General features: G+C 47.3%; 9 protein-coding genes. 7 read left to right on the top strand and 2 right to left on the bottom strand.

The window, feature by feature from the left end; all coding sequences use genetic code 11:
* The first annotated feature begins 2 nt into the window (after positions 1–2).
* The 5 genes from trpC to aroF are packed head-to-tail and all read left to right on the top strand — an operon-like array spanning position 3 to position 4,477.
* Entirely contained in the window at positions 3–824 is an 822-nt protein-coding gene (gene trpC, locus IAQ59_RS00280; protein ID WP_209328769.1) for an indole-3-glycerol phosphate synthase TrpC, read from the top strand.
* The gene (locus tag IAQ59_RS00275) at positions 821–1,456 is read left to right on the top strand and encodes a phosphoribosylanthranilate isomerase (RefSeq protein WP_209328768.1); all 636 of its coding nucleotides are present in this window, start codon (positions 821–823) and stop codon (positions 1,454–1,456) included. The genes trpC and IAQ59_RS00275 overlap by 4 nt, the downstream gene beginning before the upstream one ends.
* A 32-nt stretch (positions 1,457–1,488) precedes the next feature.
* On the top strand, positions 1,489–2,667 hold the full coding sequence (gene trpB, locus IAQ59_RS00270; RefSeq protein WP_209328767.1) for a tryptophan synthase subunit beta: 1,179 nt from the start codon (positions 1,489–1,491) through the stop codon (positions 2,665–2,667).
* Between the two features lie 11 nt (positions 2,668–2,678).
* Positions 2,679–3,455, top strand: a complete 777-nt coding sequence (gene trpA, locus IAQ59_RS00265; protein WP_209329084.1) for a tryptophan synthase subunit alpha — start codon at positions 2,679–2,681, stop codon at positions 3,453–3,455.
* A gap of 2 nt (positions 3,456–3,457) precedes the next feature.
* The gene (gene aroF, locus IAQ59_RS00260) at positions 3,458–4,477 is read left to right on the top strand and encodes a 3-deoxy-7-phosphoheptulonate synthase (protein ID WP_209328766.1); all 1,020 of its coding nucleotides are present in this window, start codon (positions 3,458–3,460) and stop codon (positions 4,475–4,477) included.
* 26 nt (positions 4,478–4,503) lie between these two features.
* Here aroF and IAQ59_RS00255 read toward each other — a convergent pair whose 3' ends face one another.
* On the bottom strand, positions 4,504–6,138 hold the full coding sequence (locus tag IAQ59_RS00255; RefSeq protein WP_245189327.1) for a hypothetical protein: 1,635 nt from the start codon (positions 6,136–6,138) through the stop codon (positions 4,504–4,506).
* Between the two features lie 216 nt (positions 6,139–6,354).
* Here IAQ59_RS00255 and IAQ59_RS00250 point away from each other — a divergent pair, with 216 nt between their 5' ends.
* Positions 6,355–7,944: a sulfatase family protein gene (locus tag IAQ59_RS00250; RefSeq protein ID WP_209328765.1), complete on the top strand. Its 1,590-nt coding sequence runs from the start codon at positions 6,355–6,357 to the stop codon at positions 7,942–7,944.
* Positions 7,945–8,122: 178 nt separating this feature from the next.
* A complete protein-coding gene (katG, locus tag IAQ59_RS00245) occupies positions 8,123–10,348 on the top strand; it encodes a catalase/peroxidase HPI (RefSeq protein ID WP_209328764.1) in 2,226 nt (741 codons plus the stop codon).
* Positions 10,349–10,448: 100 nt separating this feature from the next.
* Here katG and IAQ59_RS00240 read toward each other — a convergent pair whose 3' ends face one another.
* On the bottom strand, positions 10,449–11,663 hold the full coding sequence (locus IAQ59_RS00240; protein WP_209328763.1) for an alpha/beta hydrolase family protein: 1,215 nt from the start codon (positions 11,661–11,663) through the stop codon (positions 10,449–10,451).
* Between the last annotated feature and the right edge of the window lie 48 nt (positions 11,664–11,711).

Genomic DNA, 11,711 nt, shown 5'->3' with positions numbered 1-11,711 from the left:
AAATGAATATACTGGATAGAATAGTCGCCCATAAGTTAAAAGAAGTTGCTGAAAGTAAGGCTTTGGTGCCACTGAAAAAGCTGGAGAAAAGCCCCTTTTACGATGGGCAGACAGTATCGATGCGGAAGTATCTCCTGAATCCAGAGAAAACCGGCATTATTGCGGAATTCAAACGAAAGTCCCCTTCAAAGGGTTGGATAAACGCCAATGCCAAAGTGGAAAAAACCACCATCGGATACATGCAGGCCGGTGCATCAGCGCTGTCGGTATTGACTGATTGGGAGTTTTTCGGTGGCAATAACGAGGATTTGATCACCGCCAGGAAATTTAATTTCTGCCCCATTCTCCGAAAGGATTTTATGATAGACGAATACCAATTCGTAGAAGCGAAATCGATTGGAGCGGATTGCATTCTGTTGATCGCCGCCATCCTGGAGCCAAAGAGACTGGAGGAATTGGCAAAATTCGCCAAAAGCCTGGGAATGGAAGTCTTGATGGAGGTACACGACGAAGTAGAACTGGAGCGGTCTTTAAACCCCTATTTGGATGTAGTGGGGGTCAATAACCGAAACCTAAAGACCTTTGATGTGAGTGTGGACACTTCGTTGGCCTTGGTCGATAAAATCCCGAAAGAATTTATAAAGATTTCCGAAAGCGGCATTTCCGATCCGTCTACCCTTGTAACGTTGCGGGAGGCGGGTTATCAAGGGTTTTTGATCGGTGAGAATTTCATGAAAAGTATTCGACCTCATCAGGCTGCATACAACTTCATGAATACCTACCGGGAGCTGCTAGCACTGAAATCTACCGAATCTTTGCGATGATTATCAAGGTCTGCGGCATGCGGGATCCCGAAAATATCCTGCAACTGGTAGCATTTGCTAAGCCTGATTTGATGGGACTTATCTTTTACGCTAAGTCTTCCCGAAATGTAGGGGCAAGCTCCGAAGGCGCGATGTTTTACCGGTCTTTGGATATACCAAAAGTTGGGGTTTTTGTGAATGCTGAAATTGCCCAAGTAGTGGATTCGGTGCGGGAATACGGGTTGGAATATGTGCAGCTGCACGGCGATGAGGATATGGACTATATCTCATCTTTGCGTACGTTCCTACCGGTAAAGATCATCAAGGTATTCCGGATCGGGCCCAACTGGAAATGGGGAAGCGTGGAACCATTTACAGATAAGGTAGATTGGTTCCTATTTGACACTGACACGCCCCAATACGGAGGTTCCGGACACAGCTTCTCTTGGGATATCCTATACAGCTATCCCTTCGATCAGCCCTTTCTGCTAAGTGGGGGGATCACGGAAGACCATTCGGGGAAAATAATCGAGCTGATGGAAGCTATTCCGGCTATGCGTGGGATTGATATCAATTCTAAGTTTGAGCTATCTCCGGCAGTGAAGGACATTGCAAAGGTCAAAACATTTATGCAAAAACTAAGATTAACCTAATGCCCCCTTTTTGGGTGCGAATCAAATACGATATGATCAAAGTTGACGAAAACGGTTTTTATGGAAGGTTCGGTGGGGCCTTTATCCCTGAGATGTTGTATCCAAACATCGAGGAGCTAAGAGAAAACTTCCTCACGATTATTGAGACCGAGGAATTTCAGCGTGAGTTTCGCTATTTGCTTCGGGATTATGTGGGTAGACCCACTCCCTTGTTTTTGGCGGAGCGTCTTTCAGAAAAATACAAGGCAAAAATTTACCTCAAAAGAGAAGATCTATGCCATACTGGTGCGCACAAGGTGAACAACACCATTGGACAGATTATATTGGCGCGGAAGCTCGGCAAAAAGCGCATCATCGCCGAAACGGGTGCTGGGCAGCACGGCGTGGCTACAGCCACGGTCTGTGCCCTCATGGGCATGGATTGTACGGTATATATGGGATCGGTGGATATGGAGCGGCAGAAGCCAAACGTAGAACGCATGCGGATTCTGGGAGCTAAGGTGGTACCGGCCACATCGGGAAGCAAAACGCTAAAAGATGCCACCAACGAGGCCATGCGGCAATGGATCAATAATCCAGTGGACACCCACTACATCATCGGTTCGGTGGTCGGTCCCCACCCATATCCAGAGATGGTGGCCCGATTTCAGTCGGTAATCAGCGAAGAAATGCGGGTACAACTTTTGGAAAAGGAGGGCCGGGAAACCCCCGATATGGTTATCGCCTGCGTGGGCGGCGGAAGCAATGCCGCGGGGGCATTTTATCATTATTACAATGAGCCTTCGGTTCGCTTGGTTGCCGCTGAGGCAGCAGGACTTGGGGTCTCCTCTGGAAAATCTGCTGCTACTACCGCTTTGGGTAAAATTGGTATTCTTCATGGCAGTCAGACGTTGCTCATGCAAACCGAGGATGGGCAGGTGGTAGAGCCCCATTCCATTTCTGCTGGATTGGACTATCCAGGAATAGGGCCGGTTCATGCGCATCTCTTCGAAAGCGGAAGGGGTGAGTTTGTAGCCGTAGAAGACGAGGACGCCATGGTGGCCGGCATTGAGTTAAGCCGACTTGAAGGTATTATTCCTGCGATCGAAAGCGCTCACGCCCTTTCTGCGCTTAATCAACTAACCTATAACCCTGACGATGTGATTGTCATCAATCTATCTGGAAGGGGAGACAAAGATTTGGAAACCTACATCAAATGGGGCAATTATTAAGCACGCATCAAATGAACCGCATCGATAAACTTTTTCGGGATAAATCCGAAAACATTCTCTCTATTTATTTCACTGCAGGGTATCCTTCCTTGGAAGATACCCTGCCCATTATGAAAGCAATTGAAGCAGCCGGGGCCGACATCATCGAAGTAGGGATTCCTTATTCAGATCCCATAGCCGATGGACCAACCATTCAGGAGAGCAACATGGTTGCGTTGGCCAATGGGATGAGCATGAAAAAACTCTTCAGCCAACTCGAACACATGCGGAATGAAGTCAGTATTCCGGTAATACTGATGGGCTACTTGAATCCGGTGGTACAATACGGCGTGGAAAGATTCTGTCAAAAATGCCATGAAGTTGGCGTGGATGGGGTGATTCTGCCGGATCTTCCTATGCAGCAATATATACGTGAGTACAAAGCTATCTTTGACCAATACGGTCTTCGAAATACCTTTTTGATCTCGCCCCAAACCAGCGAAGCCCGCATACGTGAAATCGACGAGCATTCGGATGGATTTATCTATATGGTTTCATCGGCGAGCATAACCGGTGCCAAAAAGGGCATTACGGAGGAACAGATTGCATATTTCGAACGAATCCGCAACATGGGCCTTTCCAATCCCCGATTAATCGGTTTTGGGATTTCAGACCGAGTAGGTTTTCAGACGGCATCAGCCTATGCCCATGGGGCAATTATCGGAAGTGCCTTTATCCGTATCCTGAGCGATTCCGAACATTTGGAGCAAGGCATCAAGGATTATATTCAGCGTGTAATAAACGATTAAACATGATCATTCAACTCTCCAAACATATCGATGATTCAGAGCGGGAAATTCTGAAAGAAAAAATTGGCTCATTCGGCATTAAAGTAACCGAGGTGAGCACCCAAATGGGAGATTACCTCATAGGAATCGGCAATAAGGATTTTGACATTCGGAAAATAGGCCACCTGAAAGGAATACAGGATATTCACCTTGTCTCTGATGACTACAAGCTGGTTTCCAAAAAATGGAAAGTGAAGCCTACCAGTATCGATTTGGGTGACGGCATCCGGGTAGAAGACGGTGCCATGGCGGTAATTGCCGGGCCCTGTTCCATCGAATCGGAAGAACAAATTTCCGGTGTCATTGAACACCTGAAATCCTGCAATATATCCATGATGCGTGGAGGGGTCTTTAAGCCCCGTAGCAGCCCTTACGCTTTCCGTGGATTGGGATTGGAAGGATTGAAACTTTGGTATGGTCAGGCCAAAGCTGCGGGAATTAAGATTGTGACCGAGGTCATGCAGGTTTCCCAAATCGAAGAGATGATCGACTACGTGGATGTGTTTCAAGTAGGTGCCAGAAATACACAGAACTTTAACTTACTTGATGAGCTCGGTAAAGTGGACAAGGCAGTGATGATTAAACGGGGGATTTCCGGAACGATCGAAGAGTTGCTGCAATCGGCGGAATATGTGTTTTCCGGAGGTAATGAAAAAATCATCCTTTGCGAAAGAGGAATCCGTACCTACGAACGTGCCAGTAGAAACACCTTGGATTTGAACGCAGTACCCATTTTGAAATCCAAATCACACCTTCCGGTCGTAGTAGATCCGTCCCATGGTATTGGTATTCGGGAGTTCGTACCACAGATGGCTTTGGCAGGAGTAATGTCCGGCGCAGACGGAATTATTTACGAAGCTCATGAAAATCCGGACAAAGCCTACTCCGATGGGCAACAAACACTCAATTTTCAGCAAAGTGCCCTTTTAGCGGATCAGATCCGCAAAACTTTTGCCCTTCGAAAAACCTTTCAGTTGTTGTAATTTAGGAGCGGGTTTTCTACCCGCTCTCAGTTTTCCACGGGCTCTACGATCAGGTAGTATCCCACGTTTTCAACCAATTCAACCGGGATTCCTTCCAATATTTCCGTACCGGTCATCCTTCGGGTCTTGCCTTCGTTTACAAAGTGAACGAGGTAGGAGGATGCTGCCGAAATGACAAACCATTCTGGAAACTGATTGATTCTTGGATAGTCCAAAGGAAGGTTAAAATTGGCACGATGCCGCGGATAATCAAATTTGAGCATACCGGAATAAGGCTCCTCAGAGAGCATAGAAACTTCTAACTCCTTACCATCCAACTTGGCTCCCAGAAACGCCTTCTCATGCCAGGGGGATAGCGATGTTCCCTGTGTCTTCCACAGGGAATGCATGATCGTGGTTCTGGCGAAGTTTCCGTCCCCATGCCATCCTTCGATGATTCCAGTTCCCCTGAATAGCTCGGTTTGTCCCCGGTAGGCAGAATCCTGCATGGACCACATCACTTGGATTTGAGAGTTTATCCAAGATTCAGCATCCTGGCTAGGCTCACGATTTAGAAGGTTGAGCGCACTTTCAATAGCATCCGCATACCCATCTGCACTGCCGTTTTCCCAATCAAAAAATTCATAATGACGAAGGTTTTGGAAAACTTTATACACGGGCTCCCGATATGCTTGATGACCATCTACCAGAAAAATCGAATAGTAGGCGTTCAATGTATAACCCCAAGTATCGGCAATGGACGGATCCAATACCTCGCCGCTGATTGGGTTAACCTGATTGTAAAAAAACCCGTGCTCATTTCTTCCTACTTCGAGGATGCGATCAAGCATCTCGTACAAATGGGGCCTATAAAGCTCCCTTTTAGCAGGATCGCTATAGGCAAGAGTCACGTATAATTCACTCAGGCCGGATACGATTTCACAGCCATGATCCCGGAGCCGTATCACCGGCAAATCCCTTGTCGGATGTTGATCTCCCATCAAGTAATAGTCGCCCAAGCGGATAGCCCATTCGAGGTATTTTGAGTTGCCGGTCATCCAATACACCCTTGAAAGCGTTTGAAGCAACTCTCCGTTTACCTCTACATTGGTAGAGGGTATCTTACCAAACGGCGTATCGTAGGAGGCATGCTTCCAAATATCATCGAGCATACCAATCATTCGGTCAGACCATGGGCTTTCCCCCAGGTATTCGGTTAGGGGAAGTAACCCGTCTTTAATGTACTCGGAACTTCCGAAAACAATACCGTCCATATTTACCGTTTCTGTCCGAAAACCTCGCTGACTGAAAGAATAATCGTCTGGAAGCCGGTCTACCCAGTTGGTCAATTCCTGTTCTTTGGATAAAATAGATCTCATTTTTCCTTCAAATAATTCCTTGTCCAATAGATAGGCGGTCAGAACCATAAAGGGATAGTTATCGGCAGCCGCATCCTGGGCATTCCAAAAGTCTTTGGATGCCATCAGGTTTCGCGGAATAAGTCCCGTGGTGGGATCGGCATGTTCCAACCACGCTTCCACAAATCGAAGCGAACGAACGAACCCTTCATGAGCTAAATACCCATTGTCCAAGGCCTCCTGAAATCTAGGATCGGCAGGCTGCTTGGAGTGGCATGAAATCAGTATAGAAAATAACAGGACTACGCATCGAAAATTTCGCATCACAACTGGCTAAGTTAGAGTAGGGAAGGTGTTTGCCAGCTAAAAGTATTTATTTATATTTACAATAACGAAGGATTCATCAATATTTTAACGGTTTGGTAATAGATCGTTTTTTTGCTACCGAACTCCTCGGAGAGCCGCCGAAAATACCCGGAAAAGGTTTTCGGATTTTTTAGGATTATTGTCGTATCTTGGCTTACCTGAAATAACTAATGGATGAAGAAAGGGAAAAGGTTGGAGTGCCTAGATGAAAAAGGACGTATGACGTTCGTCGCGGCCGTATTGGTTTCAACGTTATGGTTATTTTTATCGGTGCAGGGGTGTACACCTGTCATGGACTCCAATGCTGACCATTATCCAAATGTCCTCATAATTTACACGGATGATCTGGGATATGGCGATGTTGGTTGTTACAACCCGGAATCAAAAATAGCAACCCCTCATATCGACCGTTTGGCTTCCAACGGCATGCTGTTTACGGATGCACATAGCCCCGCATCAATCTGCACACCCAGCAGGTATTCCTTGATGACCGGACGATATCCTTGGCGCCGTATTGATCGCATTGTATTTCCGTTTGGGCCTTCCCTGATAGGGGAAGACGAACTAACAGTTCCCAAGGTGCTGAAGGAAAAAGGATACCATACAGCACTGATAGGAAAATGGCACCTTGGCTGGGATTGGAATTGGCGAGGTGGCGTTCGACCACCCGAGGATCAGATCACATCGGGAGGACATAGTCTGGTTACCGCTGATCTCCTTGATTTCGGTCAGCCGGTTACGGGAGGTGCCATGGGGGCAGGTTTTGATTATTACTTTGGGCAGGATGTCCCAAATTTTCCGCCCTATGCCTGGATGGAAAACGGAAAATTTCTAAGTAAGAAACTGGTTCAACTGAAAGCGGAAGAGATTGAATCCATTGCTTTCCGGGGGAGCATTCATGGCGATGGTCCCGGAGAACCGGGGTGGCGGTTCGACGAAGTCATGCCAACACTATTGGGGCGGGCGGTGAGTTATCTACGGGAAATGAAATATGTGAAAGAACCTTTCTTTCTTTTGTTTGCTACTACCTCACCACATACGCCGGTGGTTCCGGTCAGCGAATTCCATGGCAAAAGTGAAGCCGGTTTTTATGGTGACTACATACAGCAGCTTGACAAGGAAGTGGGCGAGATCATGAGGGTGCTGGAGGAAACCGACCAGTTACGGAAAACGCTGATCATTCTCACCAGTGACAATGGACCTGAAGCTATCGTAAAGGATGTAGTAGCCAATTATGGCCATCGCAGTATGGGGCCCTTTCGTGGTGTAAAATGGGATGTCTATGAAGGCGGTCATCGGGTGCCTTTCATTGTTCATTGGCCTGGCGTGGTGAAGCCCAACACCAAAAGTGATGCGTTGATCAGTCAGTTGGACATCATGGCAACCCTCGCATCGTTTGTAGGTGTTCAATTGCCTGCGGATGTGGCGGGAGACAGCTACGATTTTCTACCGTTACTTAGACAAGAGAGTACGGCTGCGCCACGGGAAAATTTATTGCAAAGTACCGGAAGCGGGATGGACAGGGTTTTTGCACTTCGGCACAAAAACTGGGTGTATATAAATGCCAATTCCGGAAGGCTCCCATGGGGAGCCAAGCTTTGGTTTAATGAATATGAACGGAATAGAGGAGTGGTACCCCATGATGAGCCCGATGAATTATTTGACCTCAGCAAGGATCCTGAACAACGGTACAACTTGGTAAGAGAGGAACGCAAATTGGCAGATGAAATGAGAATTCTGCTAAATACACTGCTAGGTTCATAGGTCATCAGGTAACCATTTAACCAAATAGGTTCGAATACCCATCGGTAAGGAGGTCAGAGTCAGCATGGATAGATAAAAGCACATATTCAATAGATATTATCTATCGAATTTTTAGTTAGTTGTTGATTTTAATTAGGTATCTTAGCATTGCAAAAGGTGAACAAAAACCCGTTAATTTATGGAACAATACACGAATGGAAATGCAAAAATAGGCGACCTGAATGGGTCTGCCGGTAAGTGTCCTTTTTTGAATGGAGCGTTGAATCAGGTTGCCGGTGGTGGAACCGGAAACAGCGATTGGTGGCCAAACCAATTAAAGCTGAATATTTTGCGTCAGCATTCTTCGCTGTCCAACCCCATGGATAAGGATTTTAATTATGCGGAAGCATTCAAATCACTGGATTTGGCGGAGGTAAAGAAGGATATCGAAGAGGTGTTGACCACCTCCCAAGAATGGTGGCCGGCCGATTACGGACACTATGGACCTTTCATGATCCGTATGGCTTGGCATAGCGCTGGTACTTACCGTATCCATGACGGCCGGGGAGGTGCAGGGACCGGTACACAACGTTTCGCACCACTAAACAGCTGGCCGGATAACGTAAACTTGGACAAGGCAAGGCTGTTATTGTGGCCTGTAAAAAAGAAATACGGGAAAGCACTTTCTTGGGCTGATTTGATGGTGTTGACCGGGAATGTCGCTCTTGAGTCAATGGGTCTTAAAACCTTCGGATTCGGAGGCGGTAGAGAAGATGTGTGGGAACCGGAGCAAGATGTGTATTGGGGTTCAGAAACCGAGTGGTTGGGAGATAAACGGTACACAGGAGACCGTGAATTAGAGAACCCGCTAGGAGCGGTACAGATGGGCTTGATTTACGTCAATCCGGAAGGACCAAACGGAAACCCCGACCCAATTGCCGCCGCTAGAGACATCCGAGAGACTTTCGGCCGCATGGCGATGAACGACTATGAAACCGTTGCGTTGATTGCAGGTGGCCATACTTTTGGTAAGGCCCATGGTGCCGCAGACCCAGGTGAATACGTAGGTAGGGAACCTGCCGCAGCGGGTATCGAAGAGCAAAGTATGGGCTGGATGAATTCCTTTGGAACCGGAAATGCCGAATATACCATTACCAGTGGACTTGAAGGCGCTTGGACCACTACTCCGACCAAATGGAGCAACAATTACCTTTGGAATCTATTTGGTTATGATTGGGAATTGACCAAGAGTCCTGCCGGCGCAAATCAGTGGATTCCAAAACATGGCATGGGTGCAAATACGGTACCAGATGCACATGATAAATCCAAGCGTCACACGCCAATTATGTTTACTACCGACATTGCGCTGAAAATGGATCCGGAGTATGAGAAAGTTGCCCGGCATTTCTTGGACAATCCTGATGAGTTTGCAGATGCTTTTGCAAAAGCTTGGTTTAAGCTTACTCACCGGGATATGGGCCCGAAATCCAGGTATTTGGGGCCAGAAGTTCCGGAAGAGGACTTGATCTGGCAGGACCCCGTGCCAGCAGTGACCTATGAGTTGGTAAATGAGGCGGAGATTGAAAGCCTAAAGGGAAAAATTTTGGCTTCGGGGCTTTCTGTTTCCGAACTAGTGTATACGGCTTGGTCTTCTGCTTCTACCTTTAGAGGATCTGACAAGCGTGGTGGAGCGGATGGTGCGCGAATTCGTTTGGCACCTCAGAAGGATTGGGAAGTCAACCAGCCCGCACAACTAGGTAAAGTACTCGATGTGCTGGAGGGTATCCAAAAGGAATTCAATGCGCAGGGTGCTAAGCAGGTTTCTATGGCAGACCTTATCGTATTGGGAGGTTGTGCTGCCATCGAAAAAGCGGCAAAGGATGCAGGACATTCCATCTCAGTTCCGTTTACTCCTGGAAGGGGAGACACTACGCAAGAGCTTACCGATGTAGAATCGTTTGCGGTATTGGAGCCAATTGCGGATGCATTCCGTAATTACACCAAATCGGGCCTTTCTGTCAAGCCTGAGGAGTTGATGATTGATAAGGCACAATTGATGACGTTGACGGCACCTGAAATGACCGTGTTGGTAGGAGGCTTGCGTTCATTGAATGCGAATTTTGATCAATCCGCTCACGGAGTATTTACGGAAAAGCCCGGTGTGTTGAGCAACGATTTCTTTGTGAATTTGTTGGATTTGGGTATTACCTGGAAAGCAACTTCCGGTGCACAGGATGTGTTCGAGGGCAAGGACCGTAAGACCGGAGAGGTAAAGTGGACAGGTACCCGAGTAGACTTAATCTTTGGATCAAATTCCGAACTGCGTGCCATTGCGGAGGTTTATGCCACTGACGATGCAAAAGAAAAATTCCTGCATGACTTCGTGGCAGCATGGACAAAGGTGATGAACCTAGACCGGTTCTAATCCCGATTAGCAACTAATTCGCTAGATAAATGAAAAAGGGTGGCCACAAAAAGCCACCCTTTTTTTCGTTCCATTAGCGGTTTCACCGCTAATTCCTTTGTTATTTTTGAAACAGCTTATCCGCAAAATCCAAAAAGTACGACCAATCCAATGCGGTGAGATTGTGTGTTCCCCCGCGCATATGATACCCTAGGGACCCCATGTGAATGGGTTCTCCAACCTTTGGCTGTTCCTGGGGAAGCTTGGTATCCATTTGATAAATGGTTTGGTGGGCCCGAGAACCAAGTTTCAACGATAAGTATTCGCCTTTTGGATCGGCCCATTGATCCTCTTCAGCACTCGCCACATACACCGCCCTAGGAGCAATCGCCGCAATCAACATGTGCTGATCTACTGGCAGGGCGTCTTCGTTGTCGTTATACCGATTAAAATTGTCTGTAAACCAGTAGGGGAAATTGGTATTTATTCGCGCTACGGTTTCGCCGAATCGACGTCGCGAAAGGGCGGCACCACCACAACCTGACTCATTAGAGATGGTAATGGCCCAGCGGGTATCCTGTGCACCCGTCCAGAGAGCGGCCTTTCCACCTCTGGAGTGGCCTACTACTCCAGCACGGGTGGCATCTATATCGGGGTCACTTTCAAAGTAATCCATGGCCCTCATGGCTCCCCAAGCCCAAGCGCCCAAGCCACGCATGCCATTAGACATCGTTAATTGCTCGGGATAGAGCTTAGTCAGGATATCCTCCTTAAAAGTTTCCTTGTTGTCGTCTGACACGTCCTGTACATGAATGGCCGCAACTGCATATCCCCGGCTAATGAGCATTTCAGCAGGCCAGAAATCGGATTTTTCTTTGCGGGTGGGATCGATATTTTCCGGCCCTCGGTGGGTAATCAACAGAAAAACGGGCGCTGCATCCCCCTGATGATGCTTGGGCACAAATACCGTGAGCGGCATGGTAATGGATTTTCCATTCCGTTGAACGGTAACATTTACTTCTTTCAAGATGGCTAGACCATCCATGGCTTGCTCATCCCCGTTTACAAGCGTGAAGGTGATCCCATCTAAATCACGAGGAAGCTTTCCGTACACATGATCCTCAAAAAGCGATATGATTTCCGGCCGGCGAACAAAATTCCAATCAGTGATAGTATTAATTTCCTGTCCCTTTGTGCTGACAAATAGATCGGGCAAGGAATAGGAGGGAACCTTGGATTCATCGTAATTAAAGCCAGCCTGCTGGGCTGTCGATAGGCGCGTTGCTCCCAAAAGGAGTAGGATGCTGAAAAAGTACGGCGAAAATCGATTGTTCATCTTCTTATGGTTGAATTTATACGTGAATAATCTGGGATTTACATTAAT

The organism is Lunatimonas salinarum, assembly GCF_017811155.1.
Classification (GTDB): Bacteria; Bacteroidota; Bacteroidia; order Cytophagales; family Cyclobacteriaceae; genus Lunatimonas; species Lunatimonas salinarum.
This window is presented reverse-complemented; position numbering and strand designations above follow the sequence as displayed.

Excerpts from the sequence above, each read along its gene's own strand:
- trpC (WP_209328769.1), top strand. The coding sequence starts at position 3 with ATGAATATACTGGATAGAATAGTCGCCCATAAGTTAAAAGAAGTTGCT.
- IAQ59_RS00275 (WP_209328768.1), top strand. The coding sequence starts at position 821 with ATGATTATCAAGGTCTGCGGCATGCGGGATCCCGAAAATATCCTGCAA.
- trpB (WP_209328767.1), top strand. The coding sequence starts at position 1,489 with ATGATCAAAGTTGACGAAAACGGTTTTTATGGAAGGTTCGGTGGGGCC.
- trpA (WP_209329084.1), top strand. The coding sequence starts at position 2,679 with ATGAACCGCATCGATAAACTTTTTCGGGATAAATCCGAAAACATTCTC.
- aroF (WP_209328766.1), top strand. The coding sequence starts at position 3,458 with ATGATCATTCAACTCTCCAAACATATCGATGATTCAGAGCGGGAAATT.
- IAQ59_RS00255 (WP_245189327.1), bottom strand. The coding sequence starts at position 6,138 with ATGCGAAATTTTCGATGCGTAGTCCTGTTATTTTCTATACTGATTTCA.
- IAQ59_RS00250 (WP_209328765.1), top strand. The coding sequence starts at position 6,355 with ATGAAGAAAGGGAAAAGGTTGGAGTGCCTAGATGAAAAAGGACGTATG.
- katG (WP_209328764.1), top strand. The coding sequence starts at position 8,123 with ATGGAACAATACACGAATGGAAATGCAAAAATAGGCGACCTGAATGGG.
- IAQ59_RS00240 (WP_209328763.1), bottom strand. The coding sequence starts at position 11,663 with ATGAACAATCGATTTTCGCCGTACTTTTTCAGCATCCTACTCCTTTTG.